The organism is Olleya sp. AS48, from assembly GCF_038900355.1.
Classification (GTDB): domain Bacteria; phylum Bacteroidota; class Bacteroidia; order Flavobacteriales; family Flavobacteriaceae; genus Olleya.
In genome coordinates, this window is sequence record NZ_JBBMRD010000002.1 from 360,719 (window position 1) to 384,387 (window position 23,669).

General features: G+C 33.0%; 15 protein-coding genes. 7 read left to right on the plus strand and 8 right to left on the minus strand.

Annotation, left to right across the window (positions count from 1 at the left end; genetic code table 11):
- Positions 1–1,494 (minus strand): PLP-dependent aminotransferase family protein, encoded by a 1,494-nt coding sequence (locus WNY60_RS04645; protein WP_342861645.1) that lies wholly within the window; start codon positions 1,492–1,494, stop codon positions 1–3.
- A gap of 77 nt (positions 1,495–1,571) precedes the next feature.
- Between WNY60_RS04645 and WNY60_RS04650 the strand changes: the two genes are divergently transcribed.
- The 3 genes from WNY60_RS04650 to WNY60_RS04660 all read left to right on the plus strand — a co-directional run bounded on the left by WNY60_RS04650 (position 1,572) and on the right by WNY60_RS04660 (position 4,826).
- The gene (locus tag WNY60_RS04650) at positions 1,572–3,392 is read left to right on the plus strand and encodes a TonB-dependent receptor (protein ID WP_342861646.1); all 1,821 of its coding nucleotides are present in this window, start codon (positions 1,572–1,574) and stop codon (positions 3,390–3,392) included.
- Between the two features lie 68 nt (positions 3,393–3,460).
- Positions 3,461–4,330 carry a cupin-like domain-containing protein gene (locus tag WNY60_RS04655; RefSeq protein WP_145005559.1) on the plus strand — a complete coding sequence of 290 codons (870 nt, stop codon included), beginning with the start codon at positions 3,461–3,463 and terminating at the stop codon, positions 4,328–4,330.
- A gap of 1 nt (position 4,331) precedes the next feature.
- Positions 4,332–4,826, plus strand: a complete 495-nt coding sequence (locus tag WNY60_RS04660) for a DUF6646 family protein (RefSeq protein WP_145005555.1) — start codon at positions 4,332–4,334, stop codon at positions 4,824–4,826.
- 63 nt (positions 4,827–4,889) lie between these two features.
- On the opposite strand, the gene WNY60_RS04665 is transcribed toward WNY60_RS04660, so the two are convergent.
- A complete protein-coding gene (locus WNY60_RS04665; protein WP_145005552.1) occupies positions 4,890–5,363 on the minus strand; it encodes a regulatory protein RecX in 474 nt (157 codons plus the stop codon).
- A gap of 119 nt (positions 5,364–5,482) precedes the next feature.
- On the opposite strand from WNY60_RS04665, the gene WNY60_RS04670 reads away from it, so the two are divergent.
- Positions 5,483–10,468, plus strand: a complete 4,986-nt coding sequence (locus WNY60_RS04670) for a choice-of-anchor D domain-containing protein (protein WP_342861648.1) — start codon at positions 5,483–5,485, stop codon at positions 10,466–10,468.
- Positions 10,469–10,586: 118 nt separating this feature from the next.
- The gene (locus tag WNY60_RS04675) at positions 10,587–13,070 is read left to right on the plus strand and encodes a T9SS type A sorting domain-containing protein (protein WP_342861649.1); all 2,484 of its coding nucleotides are present in this window, start codon (positions 10,587–10,589) and stop codon (positions 13,068–13,070) included.
- Positions 13,071–13,110: 40 nt separating this feature from the next.
- On the opposite strand, the gene WNY60_RS04680 is transcribed toward WNY60_RS04675, so the two are convergent.
- The 4 genes from WNY60_RS04680 to gdhA form a co-directional block, all read right to left on the minus strand.
- Complete coding sequence (locus WNY60_RS04680; RefSeq protein ID WP_342861650.1) at positions 13,111–15,519, minus strand: TonB-dependent receptor; 2,409 nt, start codon at positions 15,517–15,519, stop codon at positions 13,111–13,113.
- Between the two features lie 4 nt (positions 15,520–15,523).
- Entirely contained in the window at positions 15,524–16,246 is a 723-nt protein-coding gene (recO, locus tag WNY60_RS04685; RefSeq protein ID WP_342861651.1) for a DNA repair protein RecO, read from the minus strand.
- Positions 16,246–18,567, minus strand: coding sequence for a two-component regulator propeller domain-containing protein (locus tag WNY60_RS04690; RefSeq protein ID WP_342861652.1), 2,322 nt, complete (start codon positions 18,565–18,567; stop codon positions 16,246–16,248). Before WNY60_RS04690 ends, recO begins: the two co-directional genes overlap by 1 nt.
- A gap of 186 nt (positions 18,568–18,753) precedes the next feature.
- The gene (gene gdhA, locus WNY60_RS04695; protein WP_292943151.1) at positions 18,754–20,097 is read right to left on the minus strand and encodes an NADP-specific glutamate dehydrogenase; all 1,344 of its coding nucleotides are present in this window, start codon (positions 20,095–20,097) and stop codon (positions 18,754–18,756) included.
- Between the two features lie 225 nt (positions 20,098–20,322).
- Here gdhA and WNY60_RS04700 point away from each other — a divergent pair, with 225 nt between their 5' ends.
- Positions 20,323–21,132, plus strand: a complete 810-nt coding sequence (locus WNY60_RS04700; protein WP_145005528.1) for a glutamate dehydrogenase — start codon at positions 20,323–20,325, stop codon at positions 21,130–21,132.
- A gap of 72 nt (positions 21,133–21,204) precedes the next feature.
- On the opposite strand, the gene WNY60_RS04705 is transcribed toward WNY60_RS04700, so the two are convergent.
- Complete coding sequence (locus WNY60_RS04705; protein WP_342861653.1) at positions 21,205–22,344, minus strand: cystathionine gamma-synthase; 1,140 nt, start codon at positions 22,342–22,344, stop codon at positions 21,205–21,207.
- A gap of 73 nt (positions 22,345–22,417) precedes the next feature.
- On the opposite strand from WNY60_RS04705, the gene WNY60_RS04710 reads away from it, so the two are divergent.
- A complete protein-coding gene (locus WNY60_RS04710; RefSeq protein WP_342861654.1) occupies positions 22,418–23,161 on the plus strand; it encodes a DUF4163 domain-containing protein in 744 nt (247 codons plus the stop codon).
- Here WNY60_RS04710 and WNY60_RS04715 read toward each other — a convergent pair.
- The gene (locus WNY60_RS04715; protein ID WP_145005520.1) at positions 23,158–23,613 is read right to left on the minus strand and encodes a DinB family protein; all 456 of its coding nucleotides are present in this window, start codon (positions 23,611–23,613) and stop codon (positions 23,158–23,160) included. The genes WNY60_RS04710 and WNY60_RS04715 overlap by 4 nt on opposite strands.
- Positions 23,614–23,669: the final 56 nt, after the last annotated feature.

A 23,669-nucleotide genomic window follows, 5' to 3' on the forward strand; every position in this document is an offset into this window, starting at 1 on the left:
CTATGCCTTTATAGCATCACAACTAGTTTTTAATATCGTAACTACTTGCTCAATTTCAGTTTCGTTTAAATGCCCAAAACCCAAACGTATAGCACAAACTGTTTTGCTTTGATACAATATGGTTTTTGGCAAAAATAAATCGTGCGTTTTTGCTTTTTCAGCTAATTTTATAAGTGATATACTAGGCTTAAAATTTATCCAAACCGCTAAACCTCCTGTAGGAACTTGCCAAGTGGCATTATCTTTAAAATGAGTCTTTAAACAAGCACATAAATAATCACGTCGTTGCTTGTAAATAGTTATGTTTTTTTTAATTAACCTATGTATTTCGCCTTCAGATATTAATTCTGTCAGGATTTGCTTCTGAATAAAATCCCCTTGTTTGTCCAGAATTTGTAGGTAATTTTTAGCTTCATTTATAATATTTTCTGGAGCCACTACAAACCCGATTTGAAAACTAGGAAAAAAAGACTGCCCTAAACGCCCTAAGTATATAACTACACCTTCTACATCTGCACTAGCCATAGGTAACATTGCTGATCCTTCAAACTGAAAGTCGTAATCAAAATCATCTTCAATTATAGCAAAATTATAAGCTTTAGCTAATTGCAATAATTTTAAACGTCGCTCTGCTGTCAATGTCACTGTTGTTGGATATTGTCTATGTGCACATACATACACACATCTAATACTGTTTTTAGTAAAGTTTTTTTCGATAAAATCCACATCAATACCATGTGCATCTACAGGAATAGTAATTAAATTTGCACCTGCTTGCTGAAAAATCATATTAGATTTATAATGACTTAAATTACCAACAAGCACAACATCTTTGTGCTGTATTAATAGTTGAGAAATGATATATAAACTCATTTCTGTACTACGTGTACTTACAATATTATTAGGCTTGATATAAAAACCTCGCGTCGCGTTTAGATAGTTACACAACTGAATATTAAAAGTTGTGTAGGATTGTTCTTGGGTTTGATTCCATTTAGATATTAAGGAGGAGCGCTTCATGGAAGCACTATACCATTTAGAAAATTGATGCGTTGGATGCAATCTTAAATCAGGTTGCCCATCGTTAATCACATAATTACTAACAGAAAACTCTTCGGTTGAAGCTAAATTAAAAGACGATTGAAACGGAAATCCTGCTGTTTCTGGATACGTTTTTAATTGCTCCACACCTTGTAAAACGCCTTTTATGGCAGCAGTCTTACGTTCTGGCATTAGCACAAAGGTGCCTTTATTAGCTACAATATCCACCCAACCTTGTGAGGCAAGCTCGTCATAAACCGCAACAGCAGTGTTTCTATTTATACTAAATAAGTTACTAAATTTTCGAGTTCCTGGTAATGCTGTTCCTTCTTGTAAATAACCACGTTGGATAGCATTTATCATTTGTTGTGCTATCTGAATATAAATCGGAGTGTTTGGCGATTTTTCAAAATGAATTAACGTTTGTAATATATCTTCAACCGGACTACTCATTGTTTTAAAACTGGACTACTTTAGTGATCCGGAAAGTTACGAATTTTGCATCGCAAAAAATGCGAATACATTTTATTATGAAATTTACTTATTTATTTACTTTAATTGGGTTATTATCTTTAACATCTTATGCTCAAGATTTAGAGCAACAACAGCAATTAGACTCGGTTATAATTACATCCTCTAGAATTGAGCTTCCTTTTAAGGAAAACTCCAGAACTATTACTGTTATTTCGTCTTCAGACATAAAAAACAGTGCAGCAACCAATGTTGCAGATCTATTACAACAAGTTGCAGGAGTAGACATAAGACGTCGTGGGACTGCTGGTAGTCAAGCCGATTTATATATTAGAGGTGGTGGTTTTGACCAAACCCTATTATTAATTGATGGTATAAAAATGGACGATGCACAGACTGGTCACCATACCATGAACGCAGCCTTACCTATTGAGGTTATTGAACGTATCGAGATTATAAAAGGTCCTGCTGCTAGAGTATTTGGTCAAAATGCATTTACTGGAGCAATAAATATTGTAACTAAAACTAATTTAAACAATTCGGTTTCGGCAAATTTAGAAACTGGTTCTTTTGGTCAATTAAATGCAGGTGTTACTGTTGGCACAGAATTAGACAACTCGTCACACATTATTCACGTTGGTAAAATGACCTCTGAAGGTTACCGAAACAACTCAGACTACGACAATACTAACTACTTCATAAAAAGTGTATTTAACAAAAAAGCGCAAGCTATAGAGATGATTACAACTTTTTCTGACCGTAAATTTGGAGCAGAAAACTTTTACACGACCAATCCTGCTTTTAATGAATATGAAGAAACTAAAAACAGTTTAATTGGATTTACAACAACTTTTAATACAGAAAAACTTAAAATTAAACCTCGTATTTATTGGAAACGTAACGAAGATTTATTTTTACTAAAACGTGAGGATCCTTCATTTTTTAGAAACCTTCACATTACTGACAAAATGGGAGCAGAAGTAAATGCATCTTATACATCAACAGCTGGTGTTACTGGTTTTGGTGTTGATGTTTCTAAAATATATATTAGAAGTAATAATTTAGGGAATCGTAATCGATTTATGACTAACCTATTTTTAGAACACCAATTTAAATTACTAGAGGATAAACTAGATATCACTCCAGGAATTGCAGTAACATACTTTTCAGATTTTAAATTTCATGCCTTTCCTGGATTAGATCTTGGTTATCAGGTTAACGACAATATAAAGCTTTACGGAAACATTGGTTATACTTACCGTATCCCAACCTATACAGACTTATTTTATAATGATTTCAGAACCTCTGGAAATGCAAATTTAGAGCCTGAAGAAGCGTTTGCACAAGAGCTTGGTATAAAATACAACACTAATAATTTTTCCGGAACGATAGCCCTATTTAACAGAGATGCAAAAAATCTTATAGATTTTATAAGACCTAATGCTACTGAAACTATTTATACAGCGACCAATATTGCAGAAGTTAACACCAAAGGGTTTGAAGTAGATGCCTCTTACAATTTTAAAATTTCAGATTATAATCAATCCTTAGCCATTGGATACACCTTTTTAGAAGATGATATTTTAGATCAAAATAAAGAATTATCACGATACTCTTTAAACACTTTAAAGCATCATTATACAACACGCTTAAGCACGCAATTATTTAAAAATGTTAGACAAAACATAGTCTATAAACATGCTGAGCGCACAACAGGACAAACCTATAATGTTTGGGATGCCTCTTTAATTTTAACGATCAAACAAATAGAATTTACTGCTACAGCAAGTAATATTTTTGACGCAGATTATATCGAAACTGGCTTTACACCAATGCCTCCAAGTAACGTGTTATTTGGTATGCGTTTTAACTTTAACTAAAGTGTAACACAAACATTTTTACTTTTTTTGGTAACGTTTTATTAACTTTGAACCCTAATTTTAATAATTTGAGTTTAAACCTTCAAGACATACCAAGAGTTAAAACAATAACAAAACAGGAATTTATTAAAAACTATTTTAAGCCTCAAAAACCTGTTGTTATTGAGCAGTTTATAACAGATTGGCCTGCATATTCTAAATGGAATTTAGAGTATATTAAAACAGTTGCTGGAGACAAAACAGTCCCTTTATATGACGACAGACCTGTTGACCATAAAGATGGGTTTAATGAGCCACACGCTAAAATGAAAATGAGTGACTATGTTGATTTGCTTAAACGCGAACCAACAAAATTTAGAATATTTTTATGGAATATTTTAAAAGAAGTCCCTCAGCTTCAAAAGGATTTTAGCTTTCCAGACTTTGGCTTAAGACTAATGAAGGGATTACCTATGCTTTTTTTTGGAGGTCGCGACAGCTACACCTTCATGCATTATGATATAGATTTAGCCAATATTTTTCACTTTCATTTTGAAGGCGAAAAACAAGTTATTTTATTTGATCAACAACAAAACAAGCATTTATATAAAGTCCCATTTGCTTTAATTACACGAGAAGATATAGATTTTTCTAATCCAGATTTTGCAAAATGGCCTGCTTTAAAATACGCTAAAGGTTGGCAATGTCAATTAAACCATGGTGAAGTTTTATACATGCCAGAAGGCTATTGGCATTACATGCGCTATATAACACCAGGTTTTTCCATGAGTCTACGTGCAATAGCTAGAAACCCAAAAAATTTAAGTAAAGCAGTATACAATGTCTTTATAATGCGTAATTTTGACAACTTAATGCGACGTATTAAAGGTCAAAAATGGATTAATTGGAAAAACAATAAAGCCATTGTTAATACAAACAAAAACTTTAAAGCAAATTAAAATGAAAAGAGGATTACTTTTATTAGCTGTATTACTAACTGTAGGATTAGTAAACGCTCAGTCTTTTGAAGGAAAAGGCGATCAAAAATTACAAATCGGAGCAAACTTTCAGGATAACGTTAACGGTATTACTGTAACTTACGACTATGGTCTTGGCGAAAACATATCTGTTGGAGTTGTAACGGGTTACGCTTTAAACTTAAACAATGGTTTAAGTGCAGATTTTGAAGATCGAGTAGAGATTGAAGGTCGTTTTAATGCTAACTTAGGTAGCGTTTTAAACATTAGTGATAATTTTGATTTATATCCTGGTATTAGCTTAAGCTTAAAAAACTTTGGTGGACATTTAGGAATGCGTTACTTTTTCTCTAGTGGTTTTGGAATATTTTCAGAATTTGGAACAACGTTTGCCAAATACAATTCGGATATTTTAACTCCTGCTGAAAAAATTCATAATCAATTTACCGTAAATGTTGGTGCTGTATTTAACCTATAGTAAACAACTTAATCATAATAAAAAACCTTTTAGTGTTATACATTAAAAGGTTTTTTTTATACTCTATTTTATCAGCTCATTGGCTTTATCATATACCAAATGACTCTCCCAACCACGATACAATAAGTAATCAATAAGCTTCTTTTTTTTCTTATACTTATCGGTTTCTCTTAAAGATTCAGCTTTTTTTTCGGCTAAATCATTAAAAACTCCGATGTACTCCTCTTCGTCAATTTCGCTAAATGCTTGATTTACATTATATTTGGATATATCCTTTTTCTTTAATTCGAGTAAAAGTCTACGACGACCCCATTTTTTGATTCTAAACTTACCTCGAACAAAAGATTTAGCATAACGTTCTTCGTTAAGAAAATTGTGATCCATAAGGTGTACAATTATAATATCTGTTGCTTCAGGTATCATATGCATACTTTTTAGTTTTTGTCTAACCTCTTGGTGACAACGCTCTTGATACGCACAATAATGCTCTAGCTTTTTTTTAGCTTCGTCTACAGTAAAAGTATTAGTTACATTCATGTGCTAAAAATAACATTATAATAATAAACTTTAAAGATTAACTTGATGGTACGTTATTATTTTTGTGAAACAATTTGACTATAACACATTAACTAGCTGCTTGCCCTAATCCCTTTATTATGAAAAAATTCCTACTCGCTCTACTACTACTATTTTCAGTCACTTTTACTTTTGGTCAGATAAAAATATCTGAAGTAAATTTTGAAAATACTGGTGGCTACTCAACAAGTGTCCCAGAATTCACAGATGGAGGCACAGACTACTTTACTAGAACCGATGGTAGTAACATCGGAGGAGCAATCAATTTTACTAATATTCAGGGTAACTATTATTTTGGTGTGCAAGATACAGATGGAGATGGTGGTCCAGCAAATCTAACACTTAACCTTAATAATATTGATGTTTCAGGATTTACAAGTTTAGAGTTTAGAATCCATATTGCAGAAGATGACGATGGCAGTAATCAAGATTGGGATGCTAATTCATACATGCACATAACCGCTTCAATAGATGCAGGAGCTAATGAAAACCTAATTTGGATAGAAGCTGCTGGAGGAACCAACACGGAACCTAGATTAGATACGAATTTTGACGGAACAGGTAACGGAAGTGCTGTTACCGATGCATTTGCTCAATTTACAAATACTATTTCAGGAACAGGTAATTTGTTAGATATTGAAATCGAATTTAATAACCTTCAAAATGGAGATGAAGACATCGCTATTGACAATATTGAAATTTGGGGAATCCCTACAGGACCAACAATTGTATTAAATCCAACAGCTTTAACAGGATTAGATTATACCCTTGGAGCAGGTCCATCTGTAGAGCAAACGTTTACTGCTGAAGGTTTTTTACTAACCTCCAATTTAGTATTAACTGCACCTACAAATTTTGAGATTTCAACAACTTCAGGTGCTGGTTTTGGAGCTACAGTAAGTTTAGCTCCAACAACAGGCACAGTCGCTTCTACCACAATTTACACGCGCTTAATTTCTGGTTTGACAGTTAACACGTATTCTGGTAACATTACAGCTACAAGTGCATTGGCAACAGATAAAACTGTTGCGCTATCTGGAGACGTTTTAGCTCCTTTAGCAGATGTTGTTATTACTGAATTATCTTACAACTCTTCTGGTGGTGATGATGAGTGGATAGAAATATGTAATTTGTCTGGAATCGCACAAGATTTAAGCAGCTATATTGTAGATAACGGAAGTGTATTGTTTACTTTTCCTGCTGCTACAAGTATTGCAGCTGGCACATGTATTACGGTATCATTAGGTAGTAATGGAGATGGATCATTTAATAATGATTGCCCATTCACGCCAGATTATGGTATAGGTGCTTCGGCTAATAATTCAAATAACCTTAATAATACTAGTGAGACTATTGTCCTATACGCAGCAAATGGAACATCTATTGTTGACTCAGTAGTGTTCAACAGTACTGATGGAGCAAATGGTAATGGCTCAACATTACATGTTATTGATGCTACTCTAGATAACTCTAATACTGGTAGTAACTGGCAAGAAGTTGCAACAGGTGGTTCACCTGGAGCAAACACTTTAATTTCTCCATGTTCTGTGCCAGAAATACAATTAGTGGATGCCTCTAATACTGACCAAGCTTGTGGTTACACTATAGCTTTTGGATCACAAGCCACAGGATTTAACACAGACATTACTTTTGATATTGACAATGATGGTACTTTAAATTTAGATATCGCTTCCTTAGTGTTAAGTGGTACAGACGCAACTAGCTTTAGTATTGTCACGCCTGCAACACCTTTTACGGTTACAGCAGGTAGTACGCAAACTGTAACTGTTAGATTTACGCCTACGACCATAGGTGTTAAAAATGCTACACTTACAATAAATAATAATGATGCAGATGAAGGGACTTGTACTGTTTTATTACAAGGTACAGGTACTACACCAGAACAAGAGATTAATGTAGAAGGTAATCTAGGAGCGTTTCCAGATATTACAAATGGTGATGTTACACCAAGCAGCTTAGACTACACATTATTTGCTGCTCAAAACATAGGAAACTCTCAAACCAAGTCTTACAGAATTCAAAACATTGGAACAGCTAATTTAGATATTGCCAACATAACTGTTGGAGGAATTAATCCAGGTGATTTTACCATTAGTTTAAACCCTTCACCTTTTACAGTTACGCCAAGTCAAAATCCACCAGGTATTTTTGAAATAACATTTTCGCCTTTAGCTTCTGGTACTAGAACAGCTACCATTACAATTACTAATAACGATTTAGACGAGAATCCTTTTACGTTTACAGTACAAGGTAATGGATTGTGTAATCCAGGCAGTATAACAATAGTACCAACATCTGGTCCAGAAAACACCATTGTAACAGTAACAGGTACAAATTTAACAACAGCAACAGCTACTGTTAGTGGACTGGCTGCCACAGTTAGTAATCTTTCTGCTACAACAATGGAGGTTACTATTCCTACAGGAGCAACATCAGGAATTATTGAAATAACAGATGATTTAGGCTGTCCTGCAAGTACACCTTTTACAATAATTAACAATTCAGGAAGCTGTGGTAACACAACAGGATTAATGATGACTGAAGTCTATGACAATTCATCAGGAGCCTTAGGTTATATCGAAATTTTTAACGGAACAGGAGCTGCTGTAGATTTAACTTTGTATGAAATTAATCGTTTTGGTACATTAACCAGCACTACCATTTCACACACTTATACATTCCCAACCACAGGAACAGGAAGTACAATAGCTGATGGTCAAGTATTGGTAGGAAAGGTTAGTACAGACACAGGAAGCGCACATGATTTTATCTTTGGAGGCTCTACAGCAGGATTTAATGATGACGATAGGCTTGAGCTTACCTTAATAGCAACAAGCGTTGTTGTAGATGACTTCCATGACACGCTAATTGGTACTCCAGGTTATGTCTACAGAAGAAACACTGACGTTGTTAGCCCAAATACTGCATTTGATGCTACAGAATGGACGACTGCAACCTCAGGAGACATAAGTGGCTTAGGTACTTTTGTGATTCTTAACAATGCACCTACAATAACTTTACAACCTCAAGATATAGATAATTGTAACGACGCTATTGTATTTACAGCAGCAGCAACACCAGGAAACTCAGGAACTTTAACCTATCAATGGTACTATAATGATACAGTTTCTAATGGGTGGACTAGTGTGGTTAGTTCATCTTTTGCTCCAGGAACAGTCACTGGAGAAACCTCAACCACGTTGTCAATCACAGGAGCAGACCTACAAGGTTATCAATTTTATTGCGAGGTGACTGAAGATGTATCTTGTAGTACTGCCACAAATGCAGCACGTATAAACATTGGCACAACAACCTGGACTTTAGGCGCTTGGAATAATGGCACTCCAGACTTAAACACCAAAGTAATCATAAACGATAGTTATGACACTGCGACCTTTGGTAGTTTTAGCGCATGCTCTTTAACTATTAATAGTAATCCTTCTGGAACAGAATTTAGATTAACCGTAAATAATAACACTTACGTGGAAATTGAAAATGACGTTGTTGTTGACGGAGAATTATATGTCGAAACACAAGGAAACTTTGTTCAGAACAACGATGCAGCAGCATTTACGCTAAATACTGATGGAGTATCCTTAGTTAACAAACGTACCACACCACTTAATAGTATTTATGAATACACCTATTGGAGTTCGCCAGTTGAAAATACTACCATTGGACAAGGTTTAGCTTTTGCTAACCCAAGTCGACGCTATGTATTTAATGCTGTTAACTTTTTAGATAATCTAACTGAAATCAATAACACTAATACTTTTACTCCTGGACCAGACGGAATTGATGACGATGGAAATGATTGGGCATTAATACCAGGAAGTACAGTTATGACTCCTGGTGTTGGATACATATCTATGCATTCGCCAATTGGTTTTTCTGTCGGTTCACAATACACTTACACTTTTGAAGGCGCATTTAATACCGGAATTATTACTAGCCCAATTGCTTATAATGGAGCAAATGGAGATGAAGATTGGAATTTAATTGGTAACCCTTATCCATCTGCAATAGATGCTAATGCATTTTTAACTAATAACGCTGCTTCTATACAAGGTGTCGCTTATTTATGGTCACACAATACACCTGCAAATGCAAATGCAAGCGGAAATGAAGGCGCAAATTTTAATAGTAGTGATTATGCCATCATTACAACTGGAAGTGGTAACACAGCAGGAGGAGATGGTATTATACCAACCAGCTATATACCGTCTGGTCAAGCCTTTTTTGTACAAGGAGTTGCTAACAGTAGTGTAACGTTTAATAATAGTTTACGTACTGCGGATGGCACAAGTAATGACCAGTTTTTTAGATCTAGCAATGCATTAAGCAACAGACTTTGGGTAAACCTAACCTCAGACACAGGTGTGTTTCATCAAATACTAGTAGCTTATGTAAATGGTGCAACAGACGGAAAAGACAGTAAATCCTATGACGCTAACAAAACACTTTATAATAATAATGCTGCCGAAATATTTACTTCAGTTCCTGGTGATTCTGATAAGCTAGCCATACAAGGTAAAGCTCCAGAGAGCTTAACTATAGACGAAGTAATACCTGTAGGATTTAATACAAATATTGCAACAGCAACGGTATACACGTTTTCAATAGCACAACTAGAAGGAGACTTTTTATCCAACAATACCGTTTATTTAAAAGACAACTTATTGTCAAGTCTTCATAACTTATCAAATAGCGACTATAATTTCACATCAGAGATAGGAACCTTTAATGATAGGTTTGAAATCGTGTTTAAAGACTCAAGCCTTTCCATTGACGAAGAAACAATTGTAACACAAAATATTTCGATAATCGAAAACAAAAATAACGATATAACATTTAGCTTAACAAGTCAAAACTTAACCATAAAGTCTATTAAAATATATGATGTTTTAGGTCGATTATTATATGATTTAAAAGGAAATTCTAATACCGAAACTTATAACCTTTCAAACCTAAGTCAAGCTTCCTACATCGCACATATACAATTAAGTGATGGCCAATTAATTTCTAAAAAAGCTATCAAACAGTAATTAAAACTTACACTTTATCACAGAAAAAAGAACTTCAACTAATAAAGTTGGAGTTTTTTGTTCTAAAAAAGTTTACAAACTATATTTAACTTGCTATAATCTTTTTAAAAAACCCTCAATGCAAGTTAAATCTTTACATTTAATAGTATGCTTACTTACCGTTTCATTCTGTTTATCACAAACTAAAATCGCCGAATTAAATTTTGAAACTCCTGGTGGCTACACGACTAATATTACCGAATTTACAGACAATGGTCGCGACTACTTTTTAAGAACAGACGGAACAGATTTTAACCATGGTACAAACGGAGTCTTATTTAATAATTTACAAGGAGGCTTTTACTTTGCAGCACAAGACACAGATGGTGAAGGAGCACCTTTACCTGCTAGACTGTTTATTGAAAATATAGACATAAGTAATTATACAAACTTAGAATTTAGAGTACACTTAGCGGAAGACGACCAAACTACTAACGGTGGAACTAGAACAGAACATTGGGATAATGGTGATAATGTAAGATTTACATACGAAATTGATAATAGTGGAACCAACTCTAATTTATTATGGATAGAAAATGATAATGTTGGCGCAAACAGAACGCCTTTAATAGATACTGATTTTGACGGTATTGGTGATGGTGTAGCAATTACAGATACTTTTACACAACATACTAGACCAATTACTGGAACTGGTAACCTTTTAGACATAAGTATTAGAATACGATTAAACGGAAATCATGAAGATATAGCTATAGATAACATTGAGATTTGGGGAACTCAAAATTGCACCTCAACTGTAACTTGGGATGGCACAAATTGGCTACCAACAACTCCAAACAGATCTACCACTGCTATTTTGGCTAGCAACTACAACACTAGTACTGTTGGTCAACCTAGTTTTACTGCTTGTAGCCTAGTTATAAATCCTGGAGTTAATCTTACCGTTTCATCTAACGAGTATGTCCAAATTATTACAGATGTAACAAATAATGGTCGTATAGCTATTCAAAATACAGGATCTTTTGTACAAGTAGACAACTCTGCAACTTATGATGATACAGGTAGTTCCTTTTTTTCAACAAATAATGCAGCTGTAGTAGAAAGAAATACATCCTTTATTAATCAATGGTATGAATACACCTATTGGAGTTCTCCTGTTGCTAACGAAACTTTTGGCAACGCCTTGTTTCAATCTAGTCAATATAGACGATTTGAATTTAATGCAGCAAACTTTGTAGACTCACAATACGAAACAAATAATGATAACACCTTAGTTAATGGTCCTGGAGTAGATGACATCGATGACAATGGAGATGTTTGGTTTTTAAAAGGATCTAGCGATTTAATGACTCCTGGAGTTGGTTATACAGCTACACATTCTCAAGACGCTTTCATTTTTGGAGCTGGTAGTTATAGCTATTCATTTAGAGGTACTTTAAATAATGGAAATATAACTGTTCCTGTTCAGAGAAATGATACCGAAACAAATGACACCAACTGGAATTTAATAGGTAATCCGTATCCTTCTGCTATTGACGTTGATTTATTTTTTGCCGAAAACAATTACCTATCTAATCCAACCAATGGTAAACTTGATGGCGAATTATATTTATGGTCACATGCAACAGCTCCTGATGGTACAGCTAATGGTAATCAAGCCTTAAATTTTTCGTTTAGTGACTATGCCAGAATTAATGGAACAGCAGAACTTGCTGGTGGAGACGGAATAACACCTACTAGACACATACCTTCTGGTCAAGGTTTTTTTGTAACATATTCAGACAATCCTGCATCTACAACTGGTACTGTTACTTTTAATAATGCCATGCGTGTTACAAATAATAACACTCAGTTTTTTAGAGCAGCCAATACAAATTCAGCTACAGCTACAATTACAAATAACAAATTATGGTTAAATATGACAACAGATACAGGTTTGTTTAACCAAACAGTTATTGGTTATGTTCCTGGTGCAACTGCTGCCAATGATGGAGCATATTACGATGCTAAAAAAAATGGTGCAACCATTGCAGATTTTTCATTTTACTCAGTACTACCAAGTGACGCAAAAAAATTAGCAATTCAAGGTAAATCACCAAGCGATTTAGATTTAAACGAAACTATAAACCTAGGTTTTTTCAATAACATTAATACACCAACAATTTATACTATATCTATTAATCAGTTTCAGGGTGAATTTTTATCAAACAACACGATTTACTTAAAAGATAATCTTACTAACACTTATCAAGATTTAAATGCAGGAGATTATTCATTTACTACAGAAGCAGGTGAATTTAATAATAGATTTGAAATTGTATTTAACCAACCTAGTTTATCTGTTAACGAAACACTTATTACATCTGAGAGTTTAATTATTTACGAAGACCAGGATGATACTGTGACGTTTTCATTAAACAACAAAGACCTGACCATAAAATCTATAAAAATTTATGATATGTTGGGTAGATTGTTATACAATTTAAAAGGAGAAAATAACACCGAAACTTACAACCTTACAAACCTTAATCCAACTGCTTATATTGCACAAATTGAATTAAGTAATGGCACAATACTTAGTAAAAAAGCTTTAAAAAAATAACTATAAAAAAACCTCAATATTTACATTGAGGTTTTTTTTGTTATAATGTGTATTGTAAGGAGACTATCAGGTTCCTACCTGGAGCCGCAATCCCTGAAGAATATGTTTTGTAGCGTTGATCTGTAATATTCTCTAAAGCAGCAGACACCAATACAGAATCACCAATTTCGTATTGCGTCCTTAAATTTAAAGTGTACCAAGATGGTGAGTAAGGCTTACCGTTTTGATCCAATGCGTATATGTAATCTTTTTCAGCTTCTGAAGGTGCTAATTGGTCAAATGACAACGCATTATTATAATTAACAAAACCATCTACTTTAACCTTATTTTTTTGCCATACTAAATGTGTGTTTCCAAAATTAGGCACAACATGTCTAACTGGTACTTCTACACCATCTGTTTCCTCTGTACCACCAATAATGTTATATTGAGATGTTAATTTAAAAGCATCCGAAAAGTTTACTTGTGCTCCAACTTCAAAACCATATATCCAAGATTTAGAAGCGTTTTGCATTGATTGCACATTACTTAGCTCGCCATCATAGATAATCTGTGATTCACCATTTAAAGTACCATCTCTTCTAACCAAAGCATTATCCAAATAAGTATAATATGTTGCCATATCAAAAATAACCACTTTGTCAAAATTTAACTTTAAACCTAACTCTCCACTATAGGCATATTCTGGGTCTAAATCATCATTTGGTACTACAACAGATCCTGGTTCTGAGTCAAATACCTTTCCTGTATCATCAACATTTGGTGCTCTGAAAGCAGAGGACAAGTTAAATTTCCATTGTAATGTCTCATTAGGTACAAACGTTACGCCTGCAGTACCTGTTAAAGCATTTGCGGTATTATTAGATTCTGAAAATGGTAAATTTAAAAACTGGTTATTATCTGTAAAATCTACTTTTTGAATTACTGTATTATATCTTAAACCTGTCTGAAAAACAAACTTTTTGGTTGGTCTAAATTTGTAGCTAGCATAAAGAGCTGCACTTTGCCAAGTGGCTCCATCTGGATAACGAGATACTGTGTTTTCAATAGTATTATTCTCTATATTTTCAGTAAAACCAATTGATCCTACTTTATTATACACATATTCAAAACCATAAAATATTTTTGATGTCGCGCTTAGTTCTTTTTCAAAATCTATATTAAACGAAACTGCATCCACAGACTCCTCTCTAACATTTCTATCCGTATCCTGAAAATCTCTATCCATTCTACTTTCTTGAAAATTTTGATAAGCTAAAGTTGTTTTTATGTTGTCATAAAACGTTGCATTACTACTTCTTTTTGTAACACTTAAATTAGACATAAACCATTTTTGTGGTCCATAACTCCATTCTGCAGATCTTAAATCATCACCTCTATAACGTATCAACCTGTCATATCTTGAGTAATCAGAGGTTGTGGTATAGAACAATCCTAAATCAAAATCTAAATCATCATTAGCTTTATAACTAACCTTTTGCATAACATTAATTTGATCATAACCTGTTGTTTTCTGAATTTTGGGATTATCATTAGGCACTACAACATCTTGATTATTATTTGTAACTACAAACTCTGGTCTTAGATATTCTGAAGGACCATGACTACCCATTCTTAAATCTCCAAAATCCGTGTAGCTAACATTAGTTAAAAACGCCCAATTTTTTAGACCAAAATTTAAATCAATATGTCCCGTTTTTTCTTTACTAGCAGTGGCATAACGCATCAATACATTGCTTTTTACGTTAAGCGTATCTGTATAAGAAAACTCAGGTTTTTTAGTATAAAAACTCATTACACCACCAATTGCATCACTACCATAAATAATAGAACCTGCACCTAAAGTTACCTCTGTATTTTGAATAGATAAAGGGTCTATAGAAATAACATTTTGAAGATTTCCTCCTCTAAAAATAGCGTTATTCATTCTTACTCCATCCACAGTAATTAGTAATCTGTTGGTAGAAAAACCTCTAATCATTGGACTACCACCTCCTAATTGACTTTTTTGTATATATACCTGACCTGTTCCCTCTAATAAATCTGCACTAGTCTGAGGATTAGTAAAGCTTATATCCTTGGCATTTATGGTGGCTATTGTTTTAGGAATCTCCCGTTTTGTTTGTCCAAAATTTGAGGCAGAAATAACAATTTCGTCCAAACCTTGTTCATTAGACTCAAGGAAGACTTTACTATTAGTAATATTACTTTTTTTAACTTGATGTATTGTGTGTGAAATATGCTGAAAGAATAGCACCTCTGAAGCATTAAAATTGGTTAAATCAGCCATACCATCTATATTAGTAATTTGACTTTTGGATTGACTTTTATTGTAAATAGCTACGCCTGCAATGGGTTGATTAGAGTCTATATCAATCACTGCAATTGATTGTGCAGACAAGGAAAGTGTAAAAAAAGTTATTAGAAAAAAACTTAATAATAATTTCATATTTTTAATTAAAAACATCATTGAGGATTTGTAAAGATTTTGGTTTTTTAAAGTTGCCTAAATGTAGTTCAAAATAGACTAAAATTATAGTTAAAAATGATTGCCTCTGTTTTGCACTAATTTTAATGGTTTTTATATCATCAAATGTCATGCCTAACAACTGTTTTAATAGTGTTAAATTTTCACCAGTAATGGCATATTTAGAATTGTTTTCATGCTGAAACTCGCCATCCATTAAATTAAAATATGAAGTTGTATCAATCTCTGTTTGATCTGGATAAAAACCAAGATACTTAGTTAAATCCAAAAGAAATAATAGATGAAAATTTGAATAACTATCATTAGCATCTAACCACTGTAATGTGATTTGTATATACCTATAAAGTGCATCATTTTGTTCTTCTTCTTGTAATGCCTGAGCTAAGATTTCTGCCAAGAACATTACAATTGCACTTTTTAATATATTTGTATGAAGTGAAGTATACAAAAAATCTGTTTTTACATCTTTTATATATTGCAGCGACCTATTAGGTTTGTAGTCTGTGTTTAATTGGAGTTGAGATAACGATTGAAAGTAAGCCACTTTTTTATTGCCTTTTTTGGAGGACAAAACCCCTTTAAGCAAGTAACTAACCGCACCTTGTTTTTGAGTATAACACTTAACAATTAAGTCGTTATCTTTAAATCTAAGTTTTGAGAGAACAATAGCGTTTGTTGTTGTTAACATTATCTAACCACCATCACTTTTAACACTTTAGTTTCAAAGGTATCTAAATCGTTTAGCATGATTAGATAAACACCAGATGCCACAATATTACCTCCTAAATTTTTACCATTCCATAGTGCTGTACCACCATCTATTTCAAGGTTATAACCTTTAAATCTAGAGTTTGTTCTAGACTCTGCTTCTGCTACCAAATTACCTTCAATATCAACAATTTTAATGTTTACGTTTTCTGATATGTCTCTAATTTTAACCTTCTCGGTTAGGATATTGAAATTAGGTCGTACTGGGTTTGGGTATACGTAAGCATCTTCTAAGGTACTTTTAGGTTTAGAGGCATCCGACTGAAAGGATACCATACCTTTGTCAGTAGCTATATATATAATACCGTTTACACTATCAATATCTACATCTAAAACATCGTTTGTAGGTAAAGGTGAATTATCTTTTGTAAAATGAAAGATGGTTTCTTGACCGTCTGACGAAAAATAATACAAACCTGTATCCAATGTAGCAATCCATTTATTATTAGATCCATCTACCTCTATATCTGTTATGTATTGTTGAAATAATAACTCTCTAGCAATACCATCATCTAACACCACAATATTATCAACTTCTGGAGATCCTGACATAAATTGCTCTGTATTATAAACAATTCTTAAACCTTTATCTGTACCAAACCATAGTTGGTCATTACGGTCTATAGCAATACACTTTACTGATGGAGAAGGCATATTCTCTTCTTCTTCAACAATATTTTCAAAAATATAATTCCCTCCATTTTCGTTAAATCCTATTAGACCATATTGATGAGTACCCATAAAAACATTATTATTAGCGTCAAAAACTATGGATGAAAAACCATTATTACTGGTTGCTGGATCTATTAAATCTAAAAAGCTATATGAAGTCCACTCACCATCCTTATACCTATTTAAAGGAGACTCATACCTTGCATTTAAAACCCAATATGTTCCTTGGCTATCAAAAGTTGAGGCAAAAACAAAGTGATTGTCTGTAAAAAAGGGTTGTATAGTACTGTTTTCTCCGTTAAAAAATTCCGTTGGCTCATTATTCTCCAAAGCTAAGACGCCATATACAGAAGAACTAATATATGCTAAGTTAGGATTAAATGGATTAATAGATATATGAGTAAAAGACCATGGAAAAGCAGTAATTGGCTGAATAGAATCGTAGGTAATATTTTGCCAAGCATCATCAAAATAATGACTTATCCCAGATTTTCTAGTAGTAATTGCATAAGGGTTATATGTTACATCATAACCTCCATGTGTTCCATAAATATGACCTGCTAAAGTTTTTATTTTAAAAAACTTGTTTAATAATGGGCTGTCAGGATGTATTTCCTCTTGAATAGAGGTGTCAGTAACATTTGTTTTTAACAAACCATAACCAGGTTTTGCTGTTGAAAGTGTCCCTATAGTACCTACGTAAATCTGATTAGCCTCATCAATTACAGCACATGTGTAGTTAGTAATAAATTCAGGTATGTTTCCTACTTGCGCTAAATTTACAAATCCCTCTGGATTATATACATTAGCTTCTTTCTCTGTGGTAACAATTAATTGATTGTCAAAAGCTCTAATATCTACAATATTGTTTGGATAAGTTGCTTTAAGTTGAACACCACTAGTTGTATATTCATAAACACTTCTATTTGTTCTTGTCGCAAACAACTTATCACCAACTGCCTGTATACCTAACCAATAAAACCCTACTAAATGGTTCCATTCTTGATAATCTATTAAATTTGGATTTGACAATGCTCCACTTTTAATACCTATAGAGGTTGCTGCAAAAATTTTATCTTCAAAAATAGTAGTTTGCGAAACAACTATTTGCGTACCATTTGATCCTATGTAATAGGTGTCACCAAACTCAAAACTATTTATATCGTAAACAGAAATTCCGTAATCTGTAGAAACATATGCTTTTCCATCAAAAACATTAAAATGATTAATTTTTTTATCACTAGGTGGAATTGTTGGCTTTTCAAGAATATCTACAACAGATAAAATAGTATTATCACTTTCTTTATAAATTTGAATTAAACCATTTTCAAAACCTAGTAGTATCAAACTACTGTCCTCTATATATTGTATAGCAGAAATAGTTTCTCCAGATAACCCATTAATTGTAGAAAGTTTATCTATTACATTAGTGTTTTTGTCATAAATAAATACAGCATTTTCTGCAGCAGCAATAATTTTAGTGCTTCCTTGAGACACATCCTTAATGTCTAAATATGAGAAATGACCCTTCCAAGAGTCAGAAAAATCTTGCGCATTAGTCTTAACCATAAAAAGACAACTAAGCACTATAATAAACAGATTGAAAACTATTTTGATTTTAGACATTTATAAAAGTAAATTAATAAAACTCAAAAATACTATAATTTATTGTATTGTGTGTCTGTTTTATACAACAGAAAACCCCTTAGTTACATTAAGCAACTAAGGGGTTTTTATAAAAATTACAATAAAATCTTAAACGACTCCTTGAGCTAACATAGCGTCTGCAACTTTAACAAATCCAGCAACATTTGCGCCTTTAACATAATCTACGGTTCCATCTTTTTGAGTACCATATTTTACACAAGATGCATGTATATCATCCATGATTTGATTTAGTTTAGCATCTACTTCTTCTCTAGTCCAATTATAACGTAAAGAGTTTTGACTCATTTCTAAACCTGAAGTAGCAACTCCACCTGCATTAGATGCTTTACCTGGAGAAAACAATACTTTAGCTTTTTGCAGCACTTCAATTGCTTCTGGTGTTGTTGGCATGTTTGCACCTTCTGCAACAGCAATAACATTATTATTTACCAAAGTTTCAGCTTCAGATTTGTCTAACTCATTTTGCGTAGCACAAGGCATAGCAATATCACATTTAACACTCCAAGGTCTTTCTCCTTCATGGAAGGTTGCTGAGCTATACTTATCTACATATTCACTAATTCTACCTCTATTAACATTTTTGATTTCCATGATATATGCTAATTTATCTGCATCAATACCATCTTTATCATAAATATATCCAGAAGAATCTGACATAGTTACTACCTTACCTCCTAACTCGGTTGCTTTTTCACAAGCATATTGTGCAACATTTCCTGATCCAGAGATAACAACTGTCTTACCTTCAAATGAATCGTTTTTAGTTGCTAACATGTTTTTTGCAAAGTATACTGTACCATAACCAGTAGCTTCTGGTCTGATTAAAGATCCACCATAAGATAATCCTTTACCAGTTAATACTCCTGTAAATTCGTTTTTTAAACGTTTGTATTGTCCAAACATGTATCCTATCTCACGTCCACCAACTCCTATATCACCTGCTGGCACGTCTGTATTTGCTCCAATATGTCTAAATAATTCAGTCATAAACGATTGACAAAAACGCATGACCTCGTTATCGCTTTTTCCTTTAGGGTCAAAATCACTTCCTCCTTTTCCTCCACCCATTGGCAAAGTTGTAAGAGAGTTTTTGAATAATTGTTCAAATCCTAAGAATTTTAAAATACTTAGGTTTACTGATGGATGAAAACGTAATCCACCTTTGTATGGCCCAATTGCCGAGTTAAACTCAACTCTAAAAGCTCTGTTAACTTGTGTATTTCCTTTATCATCAATCCAAGGTACTCTAAAAATTATTGTGCGTTCTGGCTCTACCATACGCTCTAACAACATCTTACCTTGATATTTTGGATTTTCTTCTATAAACGGAATTACAGTTTCTGCAACTTCGTGTACTGCTTGTAAAAACTCTGGCTCATTGCCATTTTTTTGCTTTACTAAATCTAAAAATGCTTCAATTTTATCTTTCATTATGTAAATAATTACGATAGTGTTATACAATCCATAAAAATGTGATACAAAGATACATTATCTTTATTTGTACACCTATTTTTTTTTAATTTTCGCAAACGTTATAGTAGAATTAATAAATATTAAAATTTAAAATAAAAGGCTACGTGTTATCTGTAAAATTTGTATGTTCGTCGTGATTTTATATATTTGCTTAATAAATAGCCTCTAAACCATAGCCTTATTATGTTTAACCTTAAACAATTGATACTAGTCATACTTATATTGTTAAGTACTAGTAACGCATTTTCTCAGTTAGGCTTCTCTCATGAAATTGGGATAATTACTGGACCTGTTGCTTTTAAATCTGATTTTGGAGAACGAAATGATTTTTCAACTAACTCTGGAAACACAGGTTTTGGTATTGGATTAGTACATTATATTAATTTTGCTTATCAAGCAGATTGTAATTGCTATACGACAGACAATTATTTTAACGACCACTTTAAACTACGCACCGAAATTTCTTACAATAAAACCAAACTAGATCATCATGGTTTATTTGTTCAACCAGAACAAACTAGTGCTGATGCAGATAGATTAAGAGCACACTCTGGTGAAGCCAATAATTTTGATATTGGAATGCAATTAGAGTATTTTCCTTTAAGCATTAGATCTTTTCAAGCGTTTGGTTACCGACTTGCTCCATTTGTTAGTTTAGGTGCGCATTATGTGTCTTTTAATCCTAAAGTTAGTACGTCATACCTTGGCGAAGGTGATCCTGGAAATATTAATAACTTAAATAATTTTTATAACCCTTGGTCTAGACCTCCTTTAGAAAATCCTATTGATGTTAGTGGTGGTTCTACTTGGTCTGTAGTTTCAAGTATTGGTGTAAGATATAAATTAAATACAATTTCTGACTTAATGTTAGACCTTAGAGGTCAATATTATTTTAACGATTGGATTGATGGTTTAAACCACCAGTTAGAATATAACAAATATAATGATTGGTTAGTTTGGTTAAATGTAGGATACATTTATTATCTTGATTAATTAATCAAATAGCAATATAAAAAAAGGTCAAGTTTTTAACTTGACCTTTTTTTTATGTTTACAGCCTAGATATCAACCTAAGGCTTGTTGTAAATCATTAATTAAATCTTCAGCATCTTCTATTCCAACACTTAGCCTTATCATACTATCAACAACACCAATTTTTTCGCGTTCTACTTTTGGTATACTAGCATGCGTCATACTTGCTGGATGTCCACAAAGCGACTCGACACCACCTAGGGATTCGGCTAGTGTAAATACTTTAAGGTTTTCAACAAATTTAATTGCTTGATCATAATTATTTCCTTTAGTAACAATGCTAACCATACCTCCAAAATCTCTCATTTGTTGTTTAGCAATGGTATGATTTGGATGCGTATCAAATCCTGGCCAATAGACTGTTTCAACTTTAGGATGCGACTTTAAAAATTCGGCTACAGCCTTACCATTTTCACAATGACGCTGCATCCTAACGTGTAATGTTTTTATTCCGCGTAAAGCTAAAAAAGCATCTTGAGGACCACAGATTGCTCCACTAGCATTTTGTATAAAATATAGTTTTTTAGCCAAGTCTTGATCTTTTACGATTAAAGCTCCCATGACCAAATCACTATGTCCACCAAGATATTTAGTTGCAGAATGCATAACAATATCTGCACCAAGATCCAAAGGTTGCTGCAAATAAGGTGTAGCAAACGTATTATCCACTGCCAATAGTACGTTATGCTTTTTGGAAATTTTTGAAGCAGCAGCAATATCAATAATATTTAACATTGGATTAGTTGGTGTTTCTACCCAAATTAATTTAGTGTTTGCATTTATGTACTTTTCTATATTAGCAGCATTATCCATACCAACAAAATGAAATTTAATACCAAAGCCTTCAAAAATTTTGGTAAACAAACGGTAGGTTCCACCATACAAATCATTAGTAGATATAACTTCGTCTCCAGGTTTTAATAATTTCATAACTGCATCAATAGCTGCCAATCCAGATCCAAATGCTAATCCAAAATCGCCATTTTCCAAACTAGCAAATGCTTTTTCTAAAGCTTGCCTTGTTGGGTTATGACTTCTAGAATACTCAAAACCCTTATGACCTCCAGGTGTTGATTGTGCATATGTTGATGTTTGATATATTGGTGGCATTACTGCACCATAAGCTGGATCAGGTTTTTGACCACCATGTATTGTTTTTGTATTAAATTTCATGAAGAAAACTTTTGTTAACAATAAAAATAGTTTTTAATTCGCTGTATTCAAACTAGAACAATATCTTTAGTCTATGTTTAACACTTTATCCAACTCTAAATCGTTACTTATTACTGTAGTTTACTGCTTAATAATGACAACCTCTTGTCAAAAAGACAAGACTATTACTTTTTCTGAAACCCAAATATCCAAAGAAAAAGAAACTTTTGTAGAAATTGTTTTGCCTAAAGCAAATGGTAAAACCAAGACTGCAAAAAACATAAATGCTACACTTAACAATTTTACTTGTCAGATATTAAATATAGATAGTGCTAAAAGTAAAAAAGAAACTATTGAAGAAAGCATTGCAGCATTTAACGAGGCTTACACTAATTTTAATAAATCATTTTTATCCGATTTTGACAGTAAATTTCCAAGATGGGAAGCTTTAATTGATGGAGAAGTATCTTACCAAAACGAAGCGTTAGTTTGTATATCCATGAATGGAAGTATCAACACAGGAGCTGCAAGTAGCAACTTAAAGTTTAAGTTTTTTAATTTTGATTTAACCAATGGAAAATCATTAACAACAAAAGAGCTTATTAATGATATTGACGCTTTTAAAGCCATTGTCAAAAAGTATTATGACAAGGAGTTAATGACTACTTACACAAGCATAAACAACGACACTAGCGACTTTAAACTACCAGAAACCATTGGCTTTAATGACAACGGAGTAATTATAATTTATGATAATTTTGACTTAGGTCATGTCAACACACAGCTACTAGAGTTTACCATACCATTTACAGTAGTAGATCAATATATTAACTATTAAATATTTTTTTTAAGCGCTAGGATATAACCCAAGTGGATTCCTTCATGAAAGCTATTAAACACGATAGCATCAGCTGCACTTTTTAAAGTACTTTTTGTAGACACAGTATATTCTTGATAAGATTTAAAGACTCCGTTTTTATAATCTTCCTCAGTTTTTTCAATAGTACTAAATAGTAAATCCTTTATTTCATCAACCTCAGCTTGACTAACCGCTCGTTCTGTTTTTGTTCCTTTTTTGTATGCCTCAACAAGTGCATCACTAACAACCATAGGTAACCCAGAAAACTTATACACTAGCAACTGTTGCGTTACAACAGTATGCGCAATGTTCCAAAAAATATTATTACTATAACCACTAGGCACTTTATTTAATTGCTCAAGCGTAAAAGTCTCTAAAAATTGTTTAAAAATTGCTCTGTTTTTTAGCGTAACATCAAATGTAAAGTCCATAGTTTTTAATTTTTGCACAAGAAAGTAAATAAAAAAAAATAAAACTAATTAGACTT